Raw genomic sequence first — 21,586 nt, forward strand, 5'->3', positions numbered from 1 at the left:
GATGACCTTGTCGCACAAGGTAATGCATATCTGCCTTTCGGATGGCTGGGGCGGACTGGAAATGTATCCTGCGCGGATTATACCCGAGCTGCAACGGCATGGGTGCGAGTCTCATGGTCTCGCGCTGGCCGGGTCACGTGTGGCAGAGAGCATGGTGGTTGCCGGTATCGAGCCGCTGACGGTACCCAGCCGTGGGCGGGCATTACTGCGGGTCGGCCGGTTGCTCGCGTACCTGAGGCGCCATGGGATCGGCGTGCTGCATTGCCACAAATCTAGCGATCTGCGACTGGGTGCACTGTTGGCGACCTTGCGGCCGAACCTAAAGCTGTTCTTCACTGACCACATGGGTGTGACTCGACCGAAGAAGGACCTTTACCACCGCTGGGCCTATGGCTGCGTCACGCGACTCTTCTCCATCAGCGAGACGACGCGCCAACGCAACCTGGCGGCTTTTCCACTGCCTGCGGAGCGCATCCGGCGGCTCTACCTGGGTATTGATCTAGCACCTTACGCTCCACAACTGGATTCAGTAGCGTGCGAGGCACTGCGCCTGGAGCTAGGCGTGGCACCTGGCCAGGTGGCGATCGCGCTACCCGGCCGTCTGACTCCCGGCAAGGGTCAGCAGGTCTGGTTGGAAGGGTTGGCGCAATTATGTGAGCGTGCCCCTGACCTGGAATGGCATGGCGTGCTGATCGGTGGACTGGCGGCTAGTGACGGTAGCGATGAGGCTTTTGTGGCGCGTTTACGATCGCGGGTAGCGGACCTGAAATTGGAGGAAAGGGTGACGTTTACCGGTTTTCGCCGCGACCTCCCACGGTTGCTCGAAGCGCTGGATATTGTCTGCGTACCGTCACGCAACGAGGCTTTCGGGCTCACGGTCATCGAGGCCATGGCTGCCGGCAAGGCAGTGATTGGCGCCGATAGCGGTGCCATTCCAGAACTGATCGATGCCACCTGTGGCTGCCTGGCATCACCGGACGCCCCCGATGCCTGGGCCGATGCCATGGCGGCGCTGGGAAGGGACCCCGAGTGGCGGCGCCGGCTGGGCCAGGCAGCTCAGCGGCGGGCCGCGGAGCGCTTTGAACTGACCGCCCATGTGGGAGATTTGCTCGAGGAGTATTCTCAGGCATAGCCCCTGCGAATCGTCACACCGGCTGCGCTGGCGCCGAACTTCGCCAATGAGCGCTCAAGACGCTCGAGGTTGTTGGCCTGCCAGCTGCCGGGTGTGCGCAGCCGACAGCGGTCGAGGTCGATCAGCCAGACTCGCTCCTTCGCATCGACCAGCAGGTTACGGGCGTTGAGATCGACATGATCGAGGCCGGTGTCGTGGAAGCGACGGATGGTGCGACCCACCGCCTCGAGGAGCTCCACGCTGGCGCTGCGCTCGGTGAGGCGATCGGCAAGGGAGCGCGCGCCGGCAATGCGCACCGTGATCAGTGCCGCTTCGTAGAAGAGCCCGTAACGTGTGACGGCGGTGGCAACCGGCCTGGGTACGGGCAGGTCGCGCGCGTAGAGCTCGGCCGTCAGGTGTAGTTCACGAAACGCCCGGGTTTGCTCCAGCCCCGTCCACAGGTAGCGCTGCCGGGAAAGCCTTGCCATGAGTCCTCCGCGGCGGTAGGGGCGCAATACCCACTGAGCGCTGCCTGCATCGAGGAAAAGGCTGCTACCGCGACCGGGTGCCTCGCCCACCACGCGGCCCTTTTCACGCCAGTAGGCCGGCGAGAACAGCTGCGGGGTGATTTGTGGCGTCAGGTTGGCGTCACATAGACTGTCCGCATCATATAGAATGAACACCTTTCCCGTCCGACATGTTGCCAAGTGCATGAAGCATCCTCTGCCTGCCCAACCTCGCCATATTGCCGTGTTGCGCCTCTCCGCACTGGGCGACGTGTGCAATCTGGTCCCCACCATCCGGGCGCTGCAGCGCCAGTGGCCCGACATTCGCATCACCTGGATCATCGGCAAGGCGGAACATAGTCTACTGGCCGGCCTCTCGGGGGTCGAGTTCGTCGTCTATGACAAGGCCAGTGGCCTGGCCGGCATGCGTCGACTGTGGCGTGAGCTGGGTGATACCCGCTTCGACGTGCTGCTGCACATGCAGCAGGCGCTGCGGGCTAGCGTACTCTCCCTGGGACTCAAGGCCGAAGTGCGGGTGGGGTTCGACAAGGCGCGGGCCAAGGATGCCCAGCATTGGTTCACCCATCGGCAGCTGGCGCCTCATCCGCAGGCCCATGTGCTGGAGTCGTTCATGGACTTTGCCCGGCTGCTTGGCGTCGAGGATCAGGTACCTGAGTGGGACCTGCCGGTGCCGGTCGAGGCGGAGATGGAGGCGAGCAGACTGACCGGCACCCACCCCTACCTGCTGATGAGCCCCTGCGCCAACCCACGGCTGCGCAACTTTCGCAACTGGTCCGCCGAGGGCTATGCGGCGGTCATCGAGCATACCTGGACACAGTTTGGCCTGAAAACGGTGCTGACCGGCGGCGGCAGCACCCAGGAGCGGGAAGTGGGCGAGCGCATCCAGGCCCTGAGTCGTCCGCAGGCGGTGATCGACGTCATCGGCGAAAGCTCGCTCAAGGGCCTGCTGGCTCTCATCGGCCGGGCGCGGGTGGTGATCGCCCCCGACTCCGGGCCGGTGCATATGGCCAACGCCATGGGTACCCCGGTCATCGGGCTGTATGCCACCACCAATCCCGACCGTGCGGCGCCTTACCTGTGGCGCGACTATGTGGTCGATCGCTATCCGGAGGCGGTACGCGCCTACCTCCACAAGGAGCCAGGGGAGATCGCCTGGGGCCAGCGCGTTCGTCACCCCGACGCCATGTCCCTGATTCGTGTTGACGATGTCGTCCAACGGCTCGATGCATTGCTGACAAGGCCGAACGAGAGCCAGGAAATGGAGGTACCCGATGAAGCTTGATTTGACCGCGCTGGAGCAGGCGCACGTGCTGGTGATAGGCGACGTCATGCTTGACCGGTACTGGCACGGCGCCACCTCACGCATATCGCCGGAGGCTCCCGTGCCGGTGGTCCGCGTGGAAGAGAGCGAGGACCGCCCGGGCGGTGCGGCCAACGTGGCGCTCAATATCGCCTCACTGGGCGCTCACGCCGCCCTGAGCGGCATGGTCGGCGACGATGACAATGCCCAGCGCCTCATCGCCCGCATGGAGGCCGCCGGGGTGGAGACTTACTTCGAAAGCAGTGCGGGCATTCCCACTATCACCAAGCTGCGGGTGATGAGCCGCAACCAGCAGTTGATTCGTCTCGACTTCGAGGATGGCCTGGAGGGTGTCGACACCTCCGGCCTGCTGGCTCGGGTTGAGCAGGGCCTGCCTGGCTGCGACCTGGTGATTCTTTCCGACTATGGCAAGGGCACCCTCAATCAGGTGGAGGTGCTGATAGAGCGGGTCAAGGCCGCAGGTAAGCGCGTGCTGGTAGATCCCAAGGGCAGCGATTTCCGCAAGTACCGGGGGGCTAGCGTTATCACCCCCAACCTGGCCGAGTTCGAGGGCGTGGTCGGTCACTGCCGCGACGACGCCGAGCTGGCTGCCAGGGGCGAGGCGTTGTGTGTGGAACTCGAGCTCGAGGCCCTGCTGATTACCCGCAGCGAGAAAGGCATGACGTTGATCCGGGCCGGCCACGAACCCTTGCATCTTCCGACCCGGGCTCGTGAGGTGTACGACGTGACCGGCGCCGGCGACACGGTGATCGGCGTGCTGGGGTTGGCGCTGGCCGCCGGCCACGGTTTTCCCGAAGCCATGACCCTGGCCAACCTGGCTGCCGGTCTGGTGGTAGCCAAACCGGGCACGGCGACGCTCTCCATTGCCGAGCTCTACACGGCCCTGCACGGTGACAAACTGGCCGAGTTCGGCGTGATCGCGGAGGCCCCGCTGCTCGAAGCGGTGCGGGCCGCCCAGGCCCGCGGCGAGAGGGTGGTGATGACCAACGGCTGCTTCGATATTCTGCATGCCGGCCATGTGGCCTACCTGGAGCATGCCCGCCGGCTCGGCGATCGACTGATCGTGGCGGTCAACGACGACGCCTCCATTGCCCGGCTCAAGGGCCCCAAGCGGCCAATCAACCTGCTGCTGCGGCGCATGCAGGTTCTGGCCGGACTGGGGGCGGTGGACTGGGTGGTGCCCTTCGGCGAGGACACACCGCAGCGGCTCATCGAGGCGGTGCTTCCGGACGTACTGGTCAAGGGTGGCGACTATCGGCCCGAGGAGATCGCCGGTGGCGATGCGGTCCGTGCCGCTGGCGGTGAGGTGATGGTACTGGGCTTCGAGGATGGCGTGTCGACAACGGCGATGATCTCGACGATCCTGGATCGCGAAAGCTGATGCAACGCCGAGGCCGGCCCTGGGCGCGTTATCTCTATTCGACGGCGCTCTATCTGCTCTCGCCGCTGATATGGCAGCGCGTCTGGCGCGAGCAAACACTCACAAACCCGCGGCGTGAGCGACTCGGCCTGCTGCCCCGCCGGCAGGCCGTGGAGCCTGTCATCTGGCTTCACTGCGCCTCGGTGGGGGAAGTCCTGGCGGCTCGGCCACTGATCGAGGCGCTGCTGGCTCGCTATCCCCACCGCCGCCTGGTGGTCACCACCATGACCGCGACTGGCGCCGAGCGTGTGCTGGCCCTTAGCCGGGCGCTACGAGAGCCGGCGTCCGCAGACGCGGCCGCTGGCCCGCTTGAGCATCACTTCGTGGCGCTGGATTTTCCTGGTTCCGTCCGGCGCTTTATCGCCCGACTGAATCCGGCGCTGGCAATCTTCTTCGAGACCGAACTCTGGCCCAACATGCTTTCGAGCTGTCATCGGCGAGGGATTCCGACGGCGGTAGTCAACGGACGCCTCTCCCCCCGGGCCTACCGCGGCTATCGCCGGCTGCGCCCGCTGATGCAGGATGCCCTGAGTCATGTCGACTGGCTCGCCGCAAAGTCCACTGCCGACGCCGAGCGGTTCCGGTCGTTGGGCATGGCGGCGGTGGATATCGAGGTGGTGGGCTCGCTGAAGTACGACCTGACGCCGACCACCGAGACGGAAGCGCTGAGCCGACAGCTAAGCCTTCGGCTGGGCTCGCGCCCGGTATGGGCTGCCGGCTCTACGCACCCGGGCGAAGAGGAGTTGCTGCTGCAGACCCATGCTCGGCTTCGCCAGCACTACCCCAGCGCCCTGCTGATACTGGTGCCGCGCCACCCCCAGCGTTTCGATGCGGTGGCGGCCCTGTGCCAGGAGCGCGGCCTGGCCATGGCGCGCCGCTCTCGGGACGAACTGCCCGATGCCCGCACGGCGGTCTATCTGGGCGATACCATGGGGGAGTTGCTCTCTCTCTACGGCGCGGCGGATCTAGCCTTCGTTGGCGGCAGCCTGATGCCGATCGGTGGGCACAATCTGCTGGAGCCAGCCGCCATGGGCGTGCCGGTGCTGACAGGCCCGGAACTCGCCAACTTCGAGGACGTGGCAGAGACCCTGCGCGAGGCCGCCGCCCTGGTGGAAGTCCCTGACAGCGAAGCGCTGGTCGAAGCGCTGGTCGCCCTGTTCATCGATGAGGCCGAGCGCCACCGCCTGGCCGCGGCAGGGCAGGCGGTGATGGCGGCGAATCGCGGTGCCCTGGAGCGTACCATGACGGGTATATCGGCAATGCTCGGTGAGTGAGCGCTTACTTCTTGTTGCCTGGATGCGTCGTGTCTAAATTCGTCTTGCCTGAAGGCCAGCGGCATTGCCCCGGCATCGTCGGCATCGTCGGCATCGTCGGCATCGTCGGCATCGTCGGCGCCGTCAGGCCGGCGTCAGCCGCTCGACGCCGGTTTCGCTGCCCAGCAGCAGCACGTCGGCGCCACGGGCGGCGAACAGGCCGTTGGTGACCACGCCGACGATAGCATTGATCCTGGCTTCCATGGCCACGGGGTCGTCGATCATGAAGTCGAAGCAGTCGAGGAGCTGGTTGCCGTTGTCGGTGACCGCGCCTTCGCGATAGACCGGATCGGCGCCCAGTTTGACCAGCTCGCGGGCGACATAGGAGCGTGCCATGGGGATCACCTCCACCGGCAGCGGGAAGTCGCCCAGCCTTGCCACGCGCTTCGAGGCATCGGCAATACAGATGAAGCGTTCTGCGCAGGCGGCGACGATCTTCTCTCGGGTGAGGGCCGCTCCGCCGCCTTTGATCATATGAAGGTGAGCGTTCACTTCGTCTGCACCATCGATGTAATAGGGCACGGTGCCAACGCTGTTGAGTTCGAAGACCTCGATGCCAAGGCTGCGCAGGCGCTCGGCACTGGCTTCGGAACTGGCCACCGCCCCCTTGAAGTCGTCACGCAACCTGGCCAGGCGATCGATGAACCGGTTTGCGGTAGAGCCGGTGCCAATGCCGAGAATGGTATCGCGCTCGAGCCAGGGCTCGATCTCGTCGATGGCGGCTGCGGCTACTGCGTCCTTCAGTTCGTCCTGGGTCATGTGATGCTCGCTGTCTGTGATGAGTGGCGATTGCCGCGCCATTATAGGCCAGTGGCCTTCTTCTGCCGATGGCAGCATCGCTCGGGACTGGTCCGTCGACAGGGCTGCGAGGAGGCGCCCTCCCCCGGGCGTCCCTCGCCAAGGGTAACTCCGATTATCCTGGTCCTGCAGCCAGTGCGCTGGACGCCATGCCTGCGGGGATGCTACCAATAGGGGTTCTCTGCACTGCAGCACAGCCCTCCGCGTCACTCCTCTGGGATATCAGGATGCTAGAAGCCACCGTCAAGAAGATTCTCCAGGCCCGGGTCTACGAAGCCGCCCGCGAAACGCCGATTTCACCGGCTCCCTTCCTCTCGCGGCGCTTCAACAACACCATCCTGATCAAGCGGGAGGACCTGCAGCCGGTCTACTCCTTCAAGATCCGCGGCGCCTACAACAAGATGGCGCAGCTGACCGAGGAGCAGAAGGCCAAGGGCGTCATTGCAGCCTCGGCGGGTAATCATGCCCAGGGGCTCGCCATGGCGGCGAAGTTGATGGGCGTGAAGGCGATCATTGTCATGCCGCGCATTACCCCGGAGATCAAGGTCCATGCGGTTCGCGCCCGGGGCGCCAAGGTGGTGCTCAAGGGCGATGCCTTTGCCGCTGCTGCTGAGCACGCTCAGGAGCTGATTGCCGAGCACGGCTATACCTATATTCCCCCTTTTGACGACATCGATGTCATCGCCGGTCAGGGCACTATCGCCATGGAGATCCTCCACCAGCACAGTGGGCCCCTGGATGCCATCTTCGTGCCGGTGGGCGGCGGCGGCCTGATCGCCGGAGTGGCGGCCTATATCAAGTATTTGCGCCCTGATATCAAGGTGATCGGCGTGGAAGCCGAGGACAGTGCCTGCCTCAAGGCAGCGCTTGCCGCGGGTAAGCGCGTGACCCTAAGTCAGGTTGGTGTATTCGCCGAAGGCGTGGCGGTGGCGCAGATCGGTAAGGTGCCGTTCAAGATCGTGCGCGATCTGGTCGACGACGTCATTACCGTCACCGCCGACGAAATGTGCGCGGCAGTGAAGGATATCTTCGATGACACCCGTGCTGTGTCGGAAACCTCCGGCGCCCTCTCCCTCGCCGGATTGAAGAAGTATATTCAGCAAACCGGTGTCGAAGGCCAGACCTTGCTGTGTATCAACTCCGGTGCCAATACCAATTTCGACCGCCTTCAGCACATTGCAGAGCGTACCGAGCTCGGTGAGCAGCGTGAAGCGATCCTGGCTGTGACCATCCCGGAAAAGCCCGGTAGTTTCAAGAAGTTTTGCAAGACGATGGGGCGGCGCATGGTAACCGAATTCAACTATCGCTATGCCGACCCCGAGGCGGCGCATATCTTCGTCGGAGTACAGGTCAAGCCGGGTGGCGAGGATCGCCAGGCAGTGATCGAGAAGCTGTGTGAGGGGGGCTATCCGGTGGAGGATCTCACCGACAATGAGCTGGCCAAGCTGCATATTCGTCATCTGGGGGGTGGCCGCCCCAAGGAGCATTTCGAAGAAGAGGTCTACCGCTTCGAGTTTCCTGAGCGCCCAGGCGCCCTGATGAACTTCCTCACGCACCTGCCCCACAACTGGAACATCTCGTTGTTCCACTACCGCAATCACGGTGCCGCCTATGGCCGGGTGCTAGTGGGAATGCAGGTGCCTAACGGTGACCGCTCCCATGTGGAGGAGTATTTCGATGAAATTGGTTATCGCTACTGGAAGGAGTCTGATAATGCGGCCTACCGGCTGTTCATGGCCTGACCGGCGATGGCGGCGGCGTCGCCTAAGTTAGTATTGGCTTACAGCTAAGCTCTGAAATAGCCAGGGTTTCATCGTGTAATCGGTGCCTGAATCGGTTGAATAAACGGTGCCTCTCGTCCTATAGTCGCCCTGTCGCGGTACGCTACGGCGTCTTCCATGCGGTCAACTCAGGGGAGCAGGCAATGAAGCGAAAGCCCGATCTGGTCATGGCACTGGTGCTGGCCTTCGGCATTGGCGTAGTGGTGACTGGCTACGCTCAGGCACTGACGGGGGGGTGAATCGGCAGTCAGTGCCATGATCAGATAAAGCAAGACCAGTAAACAACGTTAGCGAACAAGCCGGCCGATGCTCTTGCAGCGGCCGGCTTTTTCTAAGCCAGTATATTCTTGGCCGGCGTCAACGGGGGCGGATGACTCGGCTGTCGGTGACGATGGCATCCAGCGGCACATCCCAGGGGGCTGCCGGAAGCCGCTCTACCCGCTGACAGTCGTGGGCCAGGCCGATCAGCCGCGGCCGTGGGCCACGTCCGCGGGTAAATGCCAGGCTGCGGTCGTAGAAACCGCCGCCCATGCCCATTCGTTGGCCCTGGTCGTCGAAGCCCACCAGTGGCAGCAGGATCAGGTCCAGGGCCCAGGTCGGCAGGCGCCGTGCCCGGTGAGCGCTGTGTCGCGTCTCGGGTTCGAGAATGCCGAAGCGGTTGCGCACCATGGGCGTGCCCTGGTGGTAGTGCACGAACCACAGTGTGTTGTGCGCCAGGGGATTTAGTACTGGCAGGTAGGCCCGGGCCGAGCGGCTCGCCAGCCAGGAGAGCAGTGGCTGGGGGTCGATTTCGCCATCGTTGGGCAGGTAGAGCGCCACACGGCGGGCGCGCATCATTTCGGAAAGCCGGCGCAAGCGACGACAGAGCGCCAGGGCGGCGGCACGCTGTTCACGGGGGCCGAGTGAACGGCGGCGGCGTCGCAAGGCCTGGCGCAGCTGGCGCCGGGAGTCGGGAAGATCGGATGTTAAGGGATTGGACAGGTTGCTCATGATGCGATGAAGTTCCCCAGAGTGCCGCTGTCATTCTGGCCCTTGAACCCTTGGTTCAAGGTGGGTGGCCGCAGCCGAACCGTCAGGCTTTCCGTCGCACGGACATGCACACGGGTTCGGCTAGCAAATGGCCGCCCTGGGTATTGCGCATAGGCTCGAGGGACTATAACGACTGGCCAACACCCCAGGGAACACCTTCATCCTATCAGAGCTGGCGAGTCCGTCCAATGTCATTCGGCGGGGATCCGGTCGGGCGGCAACGTATTCGTCAATGCACGTTCCAGCCGCTCGCTGAGCCGATTGAGGTCCTGCTCGCCACTGCGGCGTTCTTCGAGCACCTCCAGCAGTTCGTGGGCAATATTGAGTGCCGCCATCAGGGCGACGCGTTCGCTACCCAACAGGGTATTCTGGGAGTGGATGCCCTGCATGGCTCGGTCCAGATAGCGCGCGGCACGATCCAGCTTATGCTCTTCGCCCGGATTGCAGGCGAACACATAATGGCGACCCAGCAGGGTGATCTCGGTGGTTGGCCGAGAGGCGTCATCGCTCATGGAGGGCTCCGGTGTCGGCTTGTCAGCCCGATGCGTTAACATCCTATCAATCAAGACGTGGCATCCGGACACTATAAGAGAGCCTCTCACAGGCGGTCAACGCGCCGCGGAATTGTTCGGATGCCTCACTTCGCAGCCTGTCATACGGAAGTTGTCATGTCATCGATCGACGAACGCCCCGATTTCTCCACTATCGCCGACCTGTTCTTGCTGCATGGCAGCATGCAGTCGCCCGCATTTCTCGACGGCAGGCTTTGTGCCTCGCTGGCCTTGCATGAGCTGAGCGCCAGTGGCTGGCTGGAAGAGGTCTGCCTGGGGCTGGGGGTGGAACATCCCCGGGACCGGGAAAGCGCCGAGACCCTGCTGGACTGGCGACGACTCACCCTGGAGACGCTGGCGGACAGCTCGCTCAACTACGAGCCCCTGCTGCCCGATGACCTCTACTCCCTGGCCGAGCGCGCTCAGGGGCTACGCGAATGGACGCTGGGGTTTCTCGAGGTGATCGAGGACGCCGGTGACGAATCGCGTGAAGGCTGGTCGGCACCACTGCGCGAAGCCATCGACGACCTGATGGCGCTGGCTGCCATGGAAACCGATATCGATGACAGCTCAGAGAACGAGAATGACCTCTTCGCGCTGACCGAACACGCCCGTATGGCTGCCATGTTGCTGTATACCGAACAGCGGCCGGGGCAACCTCAGGTGGAAGCGGGTGAGCCCACGCAGCACTGATTGTCCGAAGTCCCAGGAACTTTCCTACTGATGCCAGGAGCCGATATGCTGCCAGATCCCCTGCCCCGCCCAGCGGCAATCACCAACGACGAGTACCGTGCCCGCCGGGCATCGCTCATGGCGAAGCTGACCGAGAACAGTGCCGTACTGCTTTTGGGGGCCACGCTCGTTACTCGCTCAAGGGATAGCGACTATCCGTTCCGTCAGGACAGCGATTTCCATTACCTGACGGGGTTTCCTGAGCCCGGCGGCTTGCTGCTGCTGCTGCCGGGGCGTAGCGAAGGCGAGAGCGTCCTGTTTTGCCAGGACCGTGACCCGACTCTCGAGGCCTGGACAGGCATCCGGTTGGGGGCGCAAGGGGCGGTGCGCCAGCACGGGGTCGACCAGGCCTTCGAGAATGCCGAGCGCGACGCGCAGTTGGCATCCCTGCTAGATGGCCGCACCACGCTCTACCTGATGCTGGCGGATCTCGACAGCATGGCGCTGGCCGATGGCGTGCGTGGCCGGTTGACGGCACGGGTGCGCCAGGGGGCGCGGCCGGCCGAAGCCTATGCCGATCTGGCACCCCTGCTGCACGAGGCACGCCTGATCAAAAGCGAAGGCGAGCTGGTGCTGATGCGACATGCCGCCGACATCTCGGCGCGGGGGCATGTGCGCGCCATGTGCGCGGCTCGGCCTGGCCTGGCCGAGTACCACCTCCAGGCCGAGCTGGAGCACGAGTTTCGCTGGCAAGGCGCCATTGGCCCTGCCTACGCCACCATTGTGGGTGGCGGTGCCAACGCCTGTGTGCTGCACTATATCGAGAATAACCAGCCGTTACGTGATGGCGAACTGGTATTGATCGACGCTGGGGCCGAACTCGATCTCTATGCGGGGGACATCACGCGAACCTTCCCCGTCGGTGGACGGTTCAACGAGGCTCAACGTGCCCTGTATGAGGTGGTGCTCGCGGCCCAGGAGCGTGCCGTGGCATCAATTCAGCCAGGCGCCACCCTGACTGAGATCCATGAGGGCGTGGTGCACGACCTCACCGCTGGCCTGATTCGTCTGGGCCTGCTGCGGGGCGAGGTGTCGGCGCGAGTCGAAGACGAGAGCTTCAAACGCTTCTATCTGCACTCCACGTCCCACTGGCTGGGGCTCGACGTGCACGATGTGGGCGCCTATCGCCAGTACGGCACGCCTCGCTCCCTGGCCCCGGGAATGGTGCTGACCGTCGAGCCCGGGCTCTATATTCCTGCCGATGACGACATTCCGGCTGACTTTCGCGGTGTTGGTATCCGAATCGAGGACGATGTGGCGGTGACCGATTCTGGCCATGAAGTACTGACAGTCGGCGTCCCCAAGGGGGTGCGCGAGATCGAGGCCATGATGGTGAAGAAGTGATCACCAGTATCGGAGGACGGTATGCCATTATGTAATGTACGTTACGATCCATGCCCTGCCGTAGGATGAGTGAAATGAGTAATGCCAAGGTCCATACGCGTAATGATGCGCGTAACGCGGATATCGCCATCGTCGGTGGCGGCCTGGTGGGGGCCAGCCTGGCCTGTGCGCTTGCGCCGCTGATCCAGCGGCATGACCTCAAGGTGGCCGTGGTTGAGGCGGCGCCGATGCTGGACGCGGCGAGCGCACCCTGGCAGCCCAGCTTCGACGCACGGTCCAGTGCCATCGCCCAGGGGTCCGCCCAGCGCTTCCGCGATATGGGCCTGTGGACGGCAATGGCCGAGCAGGCTGCCCCCATTTCTCGCATCCACGTCAGCGAGCGAGGGCGTTTGGGAGTGACACGCCTGCTGGCCGAAGAGCTCGGTCAGCAGGCGCTGGGCTATGTCGTTCCCAACGCCTGGATGGGACGGGTGCTTCACCAGCGCTTGGCCGATCTGCCATTGGCCTGGCACTGCCCTGCCAGTGTGGACCGCATCGAGCCCGAGACGCAGGGGTACCGGCTCACCTTGTCGGATGGCAGTGAGTTTCAGGCGGGGCTCACGGTGCTGGCCGACGGCGGTCGCTCCGGTCTCAAGGAGCGGCTGGGCATCGCCAGCGACGAGGCGCCCTACGACCAGGTGGCGCTGATCGCCAACGTCGAGATGAGCCAACCCCATGATGGGACGGCCTACGAGCGCTTCACCCGGGAAGGGCCGATCGCCCTGCTGCCCCTGCCGGGGCAGCAGATGGCGCTGATCTGGACTCATCCGGCGGGGCATGAGGGGGCGCGACTTGCCCTCGGCGACGGCGACTTCCTGGCGGCGCTGCAGAGGGCCTTTGGCGATCGTGCCGGCCGCTTCCGGCGGGTCGGCAGTCGTCACGCCTATCCACTATCGCTGGTTACCGCGCGTGAGGCGATCCGGCCAGGGCTGGCGGTGCTGGGAAATGCCGCCCATTCGTTGCATCCTGTCGCCGGGCAGGGTTTCAATCTGGCGCTGCGGGGCGTGACGGACCTGATTGCCGCCCTGGAGCTGGCGCTGGGCAATGGTGAATCGGCGGGTGGCATGTTGACCTTGCGTGACTTCGAGGCGCGGCGCATCGGCGACCGACACAATGTCGTTCGCTTCAGCGATGGCCTGGTGCGGCTGTTCGGCATCGACCATGGACTGCTGCCCCATGCCCGGGCGGCGGGGCTGGTAGGGCTCAATCTGGTCGGCCCGCTGCGTCGCGGGCTGGCACGCCGTGCCATGGGACTGGAGCGTTGATGCGAAACGCTGCCGGGAAGGAAAGGAGTGACGAGAGTGGCGCGAGGGATAAAGGAACACAGCGACATGACACTAACGGCTGAAGAGTCGCATACGCACTTCGAGGTCATCATCGTTGGCGGCGGCATGGTGGGCGCGACCCTGGCGGCCCTGCTGGGTCAGGCCGGCGTGTCGGTGGCGCTGCTCGATGCCCGCGCTGAACCGCTGGACGCCGATGCAGTAGGTCGCGGCCAGCCGGCGATGCGGGTTAGTGCGTTGACGCCGGTGTCGCAGCGCCTGCTCAAGGGCCTGGATGTCTGGCCCTGGATGCAGGCGCGTCGGGTGACCCCGTACCGCCATATGCAGGTGTGGGACAGCGAGGGCAGTGGCGAAGTCGTGTTCACTGCCGAGCAGGCCGGTGTGCCGGAGCTGGGGCATATCGTCGAGAATGATGTGATCCTGGCGGCGCTGGAAGCTCGCCTGACCGAGTTGCTGACGGTAGCGGTCCGGTTTGGTGCAAGGGTGTCTGGCCTGGCATCGACGGGGGAAGGACACGACGTGGTGCTGGAAAATGGCCAGCGCTTCTCGGCGCCGCTGGTGGTGGCCGCCGACGGGGCACAGTCGCCGATGAGGACCCTGGCCGGCATCGAGGTCGATGCCCACGACACCGGGCACATGGCTGTGGTGACTACGGTATGCACCCAGCGTCCCCATGGTGGTGTGGCGCGCCAGGTCTTCCTGCCGACCGGTCCGCTCGCTTTCCTGCCGCTGACCGTGGCGGGTGATGACCGCTACTGTTCCATCGTCTGGTCGACGTCGCCGCAGGAGGCCGCAAGACTGGTCGAACTCTCGCCTGAGGCGCTGGGCCATGCCCTGGCTGCGGCCTTTGAGTCCCGCCTGGGAGGGGTGGAGGTGGTGGACCGGGCAATTGCCGTACCGCTGTCCCAGCGACATGCGAAAACCTATGGGCAGCCGGGCCTGGTGTTGGTGGGCGATGCGGCTCACAGCATCCATCCTTTGGCCGGCCAAGGAGTTAACCTGGGGCTGATGGACGTCGCGGTGTTGGCCGAAGAGGTGCTGACGGCGCGCGCACGTGGCATGGTGATTGGCCATGCCAGCGTATTGGCCCACTATACTCGACGCCGGCGGGGCGATAATGCGGCCATGCTGGCGCTGATGGATGGGTTTCGCCTGCTCTTCGGCAGCCGTCATCCGGCCCTGACCCTGGCGCGCAACCTCGGCCTTTCGGGGGTCAACCGCCTGGTTCCGGTCAAGCGGCTGCTGATGCGTCAGGCGACCGGGCACCGCGGCCGCCTGCCCGCCTCCTGCCGCTAGCGGCTACATGCCGCGCCGGTCGAGCACGTTCAGGGCCTTGAGCAGGTTGAGTGCCTCGCCGAGCTGATAGTCCTCGCGCAGCCGCTCGGTCATTGCCTCGCGTTCGCGGGGGTCGTCGCGTGAGCGCAGGTGGCCTTCCAGGTCGGCCTCGCGCAACTGGCGGCCCGTTTCGGTCACTTCGACCCGGCCGCGTACCACTTCCACGTCTGGCTCGATGCCCAGCGCCTGGATCGAGCGCCCGTTGGGCGTGTAATAGAGCGCTGTGGTCAGCTTCAGGCCTTCACCGTTGCCCAGCGGCATGATCTGCTGCACCGATCCCTTGCCGAAGGTATCGGTGCCCATGATTACGCCACGACGCTGATCCTGCAGAGCACCGGCGACGATCTCTGCCGCCGAGGCGCTGCCGCCGTTGATCAACACCACCAGTGGCACCTCGGGGGCGGCGGTTTCGCTCCCGGCGGAAAAACTCATCTCGGTGTTCGGAAGGCGCCCTTCGGTATAGACCACCAAGCCGCTCTCGAGGAAGGCATCGGCCACGGCCACGGCGGCCTGAAGGACGCCACCGGGGTTGTTGCGCAGGTCGAGGATCAGGCCCTCCAGCGGGCCTTCACGCTCCAGCTGGCGAATGGCATTGCTGACCTGTTCGCCGGTGCGGCTCTGGAACTGGCTGACCCGCAGGTAGCCATATCCCGTTTCCAGCAGCTCACTGCGCACGCTTATGGTACGAATGATCTCGCGGGTCAGGGTGACATCAAAGGCGGAATCTTCACCGCTGCGCAGAATGGTAACGTTGGTTTTGCTGCCCGGCGCTCCGCGCATCAGCGAGACGGCTTCCTGTAGCGAGAGGCGTTCGGTGGAGGTGCCATCAATGCTCAGGATAGTGTCCCGGGCCTGCAGGCCGGCACGCGAAGCGGGGGTATCGTCGATGGGGGTGATGATGGTCAGCCGGCCATTTTCCAGGCCCACCTCGATGCCGATGCCGCCAAACTGGCCTTCGGTGGTTTCCCGCAGGCTCTGGAATTCATCGCGGTCCAGATAGGCGGAGTGAGGGTCGAGCTCACTGAGCATGCCGCGCATGGCGTTGCGTATCAGGGTGCGGTCGTCGACCTCTTCGACATAGGCTCGCTTGATCCGCTCGAAGACCTCGGCAAAGGTCTGGATATCCTCCAGCGGCAGCTCATCGGCAGGGGTAATGGCCTGAGCGGTCAACGGCAGGGCGGCGAGCGGCAGTGCCAACAGCAGTGTCGCCAGCAGTGTCGCCAGCAGTTGCCGGGATGCGGGCAGTAAGCCGACAGAACGTAAGGGCATGCGAACTCCGCGGTATCGAAACGGGGCTGACCAGCATAGCCCTTGCTCCGGGGCTTGTGAAATAGCGCATCTCATCGTCTGGCAATCCAGCCCTGGGGGTCGATGGGGTCACCGTTACGGCGCACCTCGAAGTAGAGTGCCGGCGATTCGTGCCCACCGCTCACACCGACCGTGCCGATGGTATCGCCACCGGAGACCGCCTGGCCTACCTCGGCATTGAACTGCTGCAGGTGGGCGTGCAGCGTCATGACCTGGTCACCGTGGTCGAGAATCAGCAGGTTGCCGAAGCCGCGCATCCAGTCGGCGAAGACCACCCGCCCGGCATGGACGGCCTTGACCGGCGTACCTTCGCGGGCTTGGATCAGCATGCCGTTGTGGTGTACCCCGTTGCCGCGGCGGAAGCTCGAGGTGACGCTGCCCTGGACCGGCCATGGCAGCTCGCCCTGTGTCTGCTCGATGGCGGTGGACGGAGGCGGCCGCTGCAGCCGGGCTATCTCCTGGCGGACCTGCTCCAGTACTTGCTCGGCCTCGGTGCGGTCCCGGTCGAGTGCCGACAGGCGTGTCTGCTCATCGCTGTAACGGCCCTGCAGGTCGGTCACCAGTCGTTCCCGCTCCTCAATGCGCCGGGAAAGCTCGGCGCTGCGCGACGCCAGCTCTTCTGCCAGGGCGTCGAGCCGTTCACCGCGAGTGCGCTGCTCACGGCGGTTCTCGGCCAGTTGGGCGTCGAGGCTGGCTATCTCGTCGAGACGGGCATTGCGGGCCCGTGCCAAGTGGTTGAGGTAGGTCTGCAGCCGATCGAGCCGAGCCGGGTCATCCTGATTGAGCAGCAGCTTCAGTTGGGGCGTGAGGCCCAGGCGGTAGAGGGCGTCGAGCTGGGCCTGCAGGGCCTCGCTCTGCTCGGCGCGCTCCTCCTCGAGTTCTTCGCGGGCCGCTTCCAGTGCGGCGATCTCTAGGTTCAGGTCCTGTCGATTGGCCTGGATCGCATCGAGGCGGCCGTGGGTCTCGGCCAGTGCTGTCTCTACCTGGCGCAGCTCCTGGGTTGCCTCATCCTGTGCTTGCCGGGTTACGCTGAGCCGCCGGCTGACCGCCTGGATCTCGCTGCCGATGGTATCCAGGCGGTCGCGGGCTTTGCGCTCGCTCGGCTGGGCGGCCTGCGTCTCGGCCGCCAGCGTGACGACGAGGCTCAGCAGCAGGGCCCACAGGGCCGGACGGTGCCGAATTCGGCTCATGGTTTGCGAGGCCCGCCCGTCATGCCGGCTCGATCAACACCCGGCCGGTCATCTCCTCAGGGATCGACTGGTTCATCAGCGTGAGCAGAGTCGGGGCGATGTCGCAGAGGCAGCCATCATCGAGAAGTCGCAACGGTTGGGGGCCGACATAGATCAATGGCACATCGAAGGTGGTGTGGGCGGTCTGGGTCACGCCGGTGTCCGGGTTCACCATCTGTTCCGCGTTGCCGTGGTCGGCGGTGATCAGGCAGGCACCGCCGGCACGCTTGATCGCCTCCACCACGCGACCGACACAGGCATCCACGGCCTCGATGGCCTTGACGGCGGCGTCGAACTTGCCGGTGTGGCCGACCATGTCGCCGTTGGCGTAGTTGCAGACGATCAGGTCGTAGTGAGCGGAGTCGATGGCTTCCACCAGCCGGTCGGTGACCTCTTCGGCGCTCATCTCAGGCTTCTCGTCGTAGGTCTTCACCTCTTGCGGCGAGGGAACCAGCACCCGGGTCTCGCCCCTGTACTCATCTTCTCGGCCACCCGAGAAGAAGAAGGTGACGTGGGCGTACTTTTCGGTCTCGGCGATGCGCAGTTGGTTCAGGCCGCGCTGCTCCATGACTTCGCCCAAGGTGTTGTGCAGTTCCGCCGGGGGAAAGGCGGCCGGTACGGGAATGTCGGCGGCGTACTGGGTCAGGGTGACCAGGCTGCCGCCGGCCAGGGCGGGGCGAGCCCGGCGCTCGAATCCGGCGAAGCCGTCTTCGACGAAGGCCCGGGTCAGCTCACGGGCGCGGTCAGCGCGGAAGTTCATGAAGATGGCGGCGTCGCCGTCGACGATGCTGGCGGGCTCGCCGTTGGCGCGGATGGCGGTCGCGCCGACGAACTCGTCGTTCTCGCCGCGCGCGTAGGCGGCGCGCAGTCCCTCTTCGGCGCTGGCCGCCTCGAATTCACCGATACCTTCGGTGAGCAGACGGTACGCTTTCTCGACGCGATCCCAGCGGTTGTCGCGGTCCATGGCGAAGTAGCGGCCGATGATCGACGCGACTCCGCCATTGCCGGCGCCGACCAGCTCGCTCAGGCGCGCATTGGTGTGCTTGATCGAGGCCAGCGCACTCCGGGGCGGCGTGTCGCGACCGTCCAGGAAGCCATGCACGAAGATCCGCTTGGCCCCGCGGCGGGCGGCCAGCTCGGCCATGGCCAGGATGTGGTTCTCATGGCTGTGCACCCCGCCCGGCGAGAGCAGGCCCAGTAGATGCACGGCCCCGCCCTGTGCCACCGCTGTGTCGATGGTGTCGGTGAGGATGGCATTGCCGTCCAGATCGCCGTCCTCTACCGCCTTGGTGATGCGGGTGAACTCCTGATAGACGACGCGCCCCGCACCCAGGTTCATGTGGCCGACCTCGGAATTGCCCATTTGTCCTTCAGGTAGCCCGACGTGGCGGCCATCGGTGTGGATCAGGGTATGGGGTCTTTCCTGACACAGCTGTTCCATCACCGGCTTGTTAGCGGCAGCCACGGCATTGTTCGCGCTGTCCGGGTTGTGGCCATAGCCGTCGAGAATGATCAGGGCAACCGGGCGAGGAGCGGCGGGAGCGGGATTCGTCATGGAGTAAAGGCCTCGTTGGGTATTGGCGCGACCTGGGGTTGGCGGGCTTCGCGCGGCGAAGGGTACGCTGCCCACAGCCTCCTCGACCGCCTGAACGACGGGGGTCGCGACTTGTATCGGCTTGCGGCATCATAACGCACGGCATGGTCAAGCGTCATGATCAGGTATTGTGCGCGCTGGACCATGCCGCCTGGGGCCGTGGCTTGGTGTATACTGTCCGCCTTCAGATTGCCCTAAACGTGTATCGAGAAGAGTGTTCCGGACCCATGATCGATCAGCTGTTCGAATTTGTGCAGAATCACCCGCTCCTGGTGGGTGCCTTCCTGTTGGTGCTGACTGCCTGGATCGCCTACGAGGTCCGCAACAGTGCCGCCAGCGGTGTGACTTCCGGTCAGGCGACGCAGCTGATCAACCGGGAGGACGCCGTGGTCGTTGATACCCGCGAAGCGGGGGACTTCAAGGCCGGGCACATTGCCGGGGCGCGCAACATCCCCCAGAGTCGTATCGACGACAGCATGCGGGAGCTGGAAAAAGTTAAGGACAAGCCGATCATCGTTGTCTGCAAGAATGGTCAGTCAGCGAGCGTTACGGTCGCCAAGCTGACCAAGGCCAACCTGCCCAGGGTGTTCAAGCTCAAGGGTGGGATGATGCAGTGGCAGGCCGATGGTTTGCCGGTGGTCAAGAAATAGTCAAACACAAGACGCAAAGGATACTTTCCATGGCCGAAGAGAATAGCCAGAACGCCGCCGGCGGCAGCCAGGCCGCCGACCAGAACAAGCCGCAGCTGCAGTTCGCCGTCCAGCGTATCTACGTAAAGGACATCTCCTTCGAGGCGCCGAATTCGCCGGCCGTTTTCCAGCAGCCGTTCAAGCCCAAGGTCAGCCTGGATCTCAATACGTCCAGCAAGAAGGTAGGTGACGACCTCTTCGAGGTGGTGATCAAGGTCACCGCCCAGGTCAAGCACAGCGAAGAGGGCACCACCTCCTTCCTGGCCGAGATCGAACAGGCCGGCCTGTTTCGCATCAGCGGCATCGAGGGCGCTCAGCTCGAGCACACGTTGGGCGCTTTCTGCCCCAACGTGCTGTTCCCCTATGCCCGCGAGTGCGTCGACAACCTGGTCAATCGCGGCGGCTTCCCGCCTCTGATGCTGGCGCCGGTCAACTTCGAGGCGATCTACGCCCAGAAGAAGAAGCGCGAGGCCGAACAGGCTCAGCAGCAGGGCGAGCAGACCACCCAGTAAGGGCGGCTCACACGTGTCAGCCAGGAGCGTGGCAAAAGCCCCGCGTATATACGTCGCCGCTGACTTCACTGTTGGCGGCGACGTCGTTCTGCCCGAAGGTGCCGCACGGCACGTGGCCCGAGTTCTGCGCATGGTCGAAGGCGCGTCCCTTACGCTGTTCGACGGCCAAGGACAGGAAGCCAGCGCAGTGCTCATCGAGGCGGGCCGCAAGCGGGTAGTGGCACGGGTCGAGGCCGTCGAGGCGGGAGTCGGTGAGTCGCCGTTGGCGGTACATCTAGGGCAGGCGATCTCCAAGGGGGATCGCATGGACTACGCCATCCAGAAGGCCGTCGAGCTGGGTGTGGCGGCGATCACGCCGCTGTATACCGAGCATGGTGACGTGCGCCTCAAGGAGGACCGAGCGTCCAAGAAGCTCGCCCACTGGCAGGCGGTGGCTGTCAGCGCCTGCGAGCAGTGCGGCCGCGCCACCGTGCCCCCGATACATCCTCCCCGATTGCTGTCAGAGTGGCTTGGCGAGCGTGACGAGGTCCTGCGCCTGGTGTTGCATCCCGCCACCGACCAGGCCCTGGCGTGCGAAACGGCGCCGCCCAGCGTGTCGCTGCTGATCGGCCCGGAAGGCGGCCTGTCCAGTACTGAAGTCGACGCCGCCCAGGCAGCTGACTTTTCACTCCTCTCCCTGGGTCCGCGCATCTTGCGTACCGAGACCGCCCCGCTGGTGGCACTCTCCCTGCTACAGTATCGATTTGGAGATCTGTAGCCCCTTCGGCTTTGCCCAGCCTTCGGCAGGCGCCATAATGCCCGCACACTCTTGCGGAATCCTCGCCATGTCCTCCTCCTTTCACGATCGTGGTAACGGTCGGCCGACAGCGTCCCGCCCGCCTCAACCCTCCGGCCGTGAGAGCCGCCCCCGGGCTCCGAAGGCAGAGGTCGGCGAGGTGGCCTACCTCGAGGTGGTGACAGTCAACGAAACTGGTGCCTTCCTCGATTGGGGGCATCCGAGGGACCTGCTGCTGCCCTACGGCGAGCAGCGCTTCCGGCCAACGCCCGGCAAGCGGGTGCTGGTGATGATCTATCAGGACCAGCAGAGCCGGCCGGTGGCCTCCCAGAAGCTCGACCGGTTCGTTCAGGACGAGGCCAGCGGCTACGTTGCGGGTGACGAGGTCGTGCTGGTCATCGCCGACCGCACCGATCTTGGTTACAAGACGGTGGTCGACCATCGCTTTTGGGGCCTGCTCTATCAGGATGGCGTGACCCGGCCGCTGCGCCGGGGCCAGCGTGTGCCCGGCTTCGTCAAGCGGCTACGCGAGGATGGTCGCCTCGACCTTTCGCTGTTGCCGCCGGGGCCGGCCCGGCTCGATGTAGTGGGGGAGCAGGTGCTCAAGGCGCTGCGCGAAAGCGGCGGCTACCTGCCACTTTCCGATGCCAGCCCGGCCCATGTGATCAAGGCTCGGCTGGGTGTGAGCAAGAACGCCTTCAAGCAGGCCATCGGGCGGCTCTACAAGCGCCGCCTGATCGTCATCGAGGCAAGCGGAATTCGCCTGGTGCCCGGTGCTTCGAGCGACCCAGCCTGACCCGGATCGCTCGAGATGGATTCATCGTAGGGGCGCTCAGTCGAGTGCCTTGAACTCCTCGTGCAGCCAGGTGGCGTGGTGGATCTACTGAATGTCGAT

At 64.7% G+C, this 21,586-nt stretch carries 20 protein-coding genes and 1 other RNA gene; 13 read left to right on the top strand and 8 right to left on the bottom strand.

What is annotated here, in order from left to right; translation table 11 throughout:
* The first annotated feature begins 1 nt into the window (after position 1).
* Positions 2-1,132, top strand: a complete 1,131-nt coding sequence (locus DU490_RS01720; protein WP_258801110.1) for a glycosyltransferase family 4 protein — start codon at positions 2-4, stop codon at positions 1,130-1,132.
* Here the strand turns inward: DU490_RS01720 and DU490_RS01725 are convergent.
* Positions 1,123-1,824: a 3-deoxy-D-manno-octulosonic acid kinase gene (locus tag DU490_RS01725; protein ID WP_114572610.1), complete on the bottom strand. Its 702-nt coding sequence runs from the start codon at positions 1,822-1,824 to the stop codon at positions 1,123-1,125. The two genes, DU490_RS01720 and DU490_RS01725, sit on opposite strands and share 10 nt — an antisense overlap.
* Here DU490_RS01725 and DU490_RS01730 point away from each other — a divergent pair.
* The 3 genes from DU490_RS01730 to waaA are packed head-to-tail and all read left to right on the top strand — an operon-like array spanning position 1,823 to position 5,653.
* The gene (locus tag DU490_RS01730) at positions 1,823-2,920 is read left to right on the top strand and encodes a glycosyltransferase family 9 protein (RefSeq protein ID WP_114572611.1); all 1,098 of its coding nucleotides are present in this window, start codon (positions 1,823-1,825) and stop codon (positions 2,918-2,920) included. The two genes, DU490_RS01725 and DU490_RS01730, sit on opposite strands and share 2 nt — an antisense overlap.
* The gene (hldE, locus tag DU490_RS01735; protein ID WP_114572612.1) at positions 2,910-4,340 is read left to right on the top strand and encodes a bifunctional D-glycero-beta-D-manno-heptose-7-phosphate kinase/D-glycero-beta-D-manno-heptose 1-phosphate adenylyltransferase HldE; all 1,431 of its coding nucleotides are present in this window, start codon (positions 2,910-2,912) and stop codon (positions 4,338-4,340) included. Before DU490_RS01730 ends, hldE begins: the two co-directional genes overlap by 11 nt.
* The gene (gene waaA, locus DU490_RS01740; protein WP_114572613.1) at positions 4,340-5,653 is read left to right on the top strand and encodes a lipid IV(A) 3-deoxy-D-manno-octulosonic acid transferase; all 1,314 of its coding nucleotides are present in this window, start codon (positions 4,340-4,342) and stop codon (positions 5,651-5,653) included. The genes hldE and waaA overlap by 1 nt, the downstream gene beginning before the upstream one ends.
* Before the next feature lie 123 nt (positions 5,654-5,776).
* Here the strand turns inward: waaA and rpiA are convergent, their stop codons facing one another.
* Entirely contained in the window at positions 5,777-6,451 is a 675-nt protein-coding gene (gene rpiA, locus DU490_RS01745) for a ribose-5-phosphate isomerase RpiA (RefSeq protein ID WP_114572614.1), read from the bottom strand.
* Positions 6,452-6,717: 266 nt separating this feature from the next.
* Between rpiA and ilvA the strand changes: the two genes are divergently transcribed.
* Positions 6,718-8,232 carry a threonine ammonia-lyase, biosynthetic gene (gene ilvA, locus DU490_RS01750; protein ID WP_114572615.1) on the top strand — a complete coding sequence of 505 codons (1,515 nt, stop codon included), beginning with the start codon at positions 6,718-6,720 and terminating at the stop codon, positions 8,230-8,232.
* A gap of 396 nt (positions 8,233-8,628) precedes the next feature.
* Here the strand turns inward: ilvA and DU490_RS01755 are convergent, their stop codons facing one another.
* The 3 genes from DU490_RS01755 to DU490_RS01765 all read right to left on the bottom strand — a co-directional run bounded on the left by DU490_RS01755 (position 8,629) and on the right by DU490_RS01765 (position 9,812).
* Entirely contained in the window at positions 8,629-9,261 is a 633-nt protein-coding gene (locus tag DU490_RS01755) for a 5-formyltetrahydrofolate cyclo-ligase (RefSeq protein ID WP_114572669.1), read from the bottom strand.
* A gap of 9 nt (positions 9,262-9,270) precedes the next feature.
* A non-coding RNA gene (gene ssrS, locus DU490_RS01760) (6S RNA) lies at positions 9,271-9,455 on the bottom strand.
* A gap of 36 nt (positions 9,456-9,491) precedes the next feature.
* Positions 9,492-9,812: a cell division protein ZapA gene (locus DU490_RS01765; protein WP_114572616.1), complete on the bottom strand. Its 321-nt coding sequence runs from the start codon at positions 9,810-9,812 to the stop codon at positions 9,492-9,494.
* Positions 9,813-9,968: 156 nt separating this feature from the next.
* On the opposite strand from DU490_RS01765, the gene DU490_RS01770 reads away from it, so the two are divergent.
* The 4 genes from DU490_RS01770 (at position 9,969) to DU490_RS01785 (ending at position 14,545) form a co-directional block, all read left to right on the top strand.
* Positions 9,969-10,544, top strand: a complete 576-nt coding sequence (locus tag DU490_RS01770) for a UPF0149 family protein (RefSeq protein ID WP_114572617.1) — start codon at positions 9,969-9,971, stop codon at positions 10,542-10,544.
* Between the two features lie 45 nt (positions 10,545-10,589).
* The gene (gene pepP / locus DU490_RS01775) at positions 10,590-11,927 is read left to right on the top strand and encodes a Xaa-Pro aminopeptidase (protein ID WP_114572618.1); all 1,338 of its coding nucleotides are present in this window, start codon (positions 10,590-10,592) and stop codon (positions 11,925-11,927) included.
* A gap of 74 nt (positions 11,928-12,001) precedes the next feature.
* On the top strand, positions 12,002-13,231 hold the full coding sequence (gene ubiH / locus DU490_RS01780; protein ID WP_114572619.1) for a 2-octaprenyl-6-methoxyphenyl hydroxylase: 1,230 nt from the start codon (positions 12,002-12,004) through the stop codon (positions 13,229-13,231).
* 66 nt (positions 13,232-13,297) lie between these two features.
* Positions 13,298-14,545 (top strand): UbiH/UbiF/VisC/COQ6 family ubiquinone biosynthesis hydroxylase, encoded by a 1,248-nt coding sequence (locus DU490_RS01785; protein WP_114572620.1) that lies wholly within the window; start codon positions 13,298-13,300, stop codon positions 14,543-14,545.
* A gap of 3 nt (positions 14,546-14,548) precedes the next feature.
* On the opposite strand, the gene DU490_RS01790 is transcribed toward DU490_RS01785, so the two are convergent.
* From DU490_RS01790 to gpmI, 3 genes are all read right to left on the bottom strand, one after another.
* The gene (locus DU490_RS01790; protein ID WP_114572621.1) at positions 14,549-15,853 is read right to left on the bottom strand and encodes a S41 family peptidase; all 1,305 of its coding nucleotides are present in this window, start codon (positions 15,851-15,853) and stop codon (positions 14,549-14,551) included.
* 71 nt (positions 15,854-15,924) lie between these two features.
* Positions 15,925-17,082: a murein hydrolase activator EnvC gene (locus tag DU490_RS01795; protein WP_114572622.1), complete on the bottom strand. Its 1,158-nt coding sequence runs from the start codon at positions 17,080-17,082 to the stop codon at positions 15,925-15,927.
* A gap of 19 nt (positions 17,083-17,101) precedes the next feature.
* The gene (gene gpmI, locus DU490_RS01800; RefSeq protein WP_114572623.1) at positions 17,102-18,676 is read right to left on the bottom strand and encodes a 2,3-bisphosphoglycerate-independent phosphoglycerate mutase; all 1,575 of its coding nucleotides are present in this window, start codon (positions 18,674-18,676) and stop codon (positions 17,102-17,104) included.
* 266 nt (positions 18,677-18,942) lie between these two features.
* Between gpmI and DU490_RS01805 the strand changes: the two genes are divergently transcribed.
* From DU490_RS01805 to DU490_RS01820, 4 genes are all read left to right on the top strand, one after another.
* On the top strand, positions 18,943-19,365 hold the full coding sequence (locus tag DU490_RS01805; protein ID WP_114572670.1) for a rhodanese-like domain-containing protein: 423 nt from the start codon (positions 18,943-18,945) through the stop codon (positions 19,363-19,365).
* Positions 19,366-19,394: 29 nt separating this feature from the next.
* The gene (gene secB / locus DU490_RS01810; protein WP_114572624.1) at positions 19,395-19,916 is read left to right on the top strand and encodes a protein-export chaperone SecB; all 522 of its coding nucleotides are present in this window, start codon (positions 19,395-19,397) and stop codon (positions 19,914-19,916) included.
* A 28-nt stretch (positions 19,917-19,944) separates the two neighbouring features.
* Entirely contained in the window at positions 19,945-20,673 is a 729-nt protein-coding gene (locus DU490_RS01815; protein WP_114572625.1) for a 16S rRNA (uracil(1498)-N(3))-methyltransferase, read from the top strand.
* Positions 20,674-20,740: 67 nt separating this feature from the next.
* Positions 20,741-21,487, top strand: coding sequence for a S1 RNA-binding domain-containing protein (locus DU490_RS01820; RefSeq protein ID WP_114572626.1), 747 nt, complete (start codon positions 20,741-20,743; stop codon positions 21,485-21,487).
* Positions 21,488-21,586: the final 99 nt, after the last annotated feature.

It is taken from the genome of Halomonas sp. DQ26W (assembly GCF_003339685.1).
GTDB lineage: Bacteria > Pseudomonadota > Gammaproteobacteria > Pseudomonadales > Halomonadaceae > Halomonas.